Origin of the sequence: Arachidicoccus sp. (assembly GCF_050436765.1) — a bacterium.
In the GTDB taxonomy this organism is placed as follows: domain Bacteria; phylum Bacteroidota; class Bacteroidia; order Chitinophagales; family Chitinophagaceae; genus Arachidicoccus.
In genome coordinates this window covers 2402-2729 of the sequence record NZ_JBNQGD010000392.1, presented here as the reverse complement: position 1 = coordinate 2729, position 328 = coordinate 2402, and the positions used below count along the sequence as shown (strand labels likewise).

Here is a 328-nt window from a genome sequence, read left to right as displayed (position 1 = left end):
CTTCCAATACATCTTCAATCACGCTATTACTCAATCCACCACCACTCATTAAATTCTCTAAATAATTAAAGTTGTCGTTACCCTTCTCTAAAAGATTGATACCGCCCGAATAAGTACCCACCCAGATATTACCGGAATAGTCTTTCGTTATAGCGCAAATAGAACTATTGGAAAGTGAATAAGAGTCGAACTTGTCTGACGTATATTTTGTTAGATGCTGATAACTGCTATCTAAAACAAACAAACCATTTCTAGTAGCAACCCAAACTTCATGCGTGCTATCCTGGACGAAAATATCGCGAACACGTTCTAGCTTAGGCCGGTTTAA

General features: G+C 38.1%; 1 protein-coding gene. It reads right to left on the bottom strand.

All coding sequences use genetic code 11. The features are described 5' to 3' along the window. Positions 1 to 328: two-component regulator propeller domain-containing protein (locus tag ACQR30_RS16460; RefSeq protein ID WP_429736848.1), on the bottom strand; the 328-nt coding region annotated here is incomplete at both ends.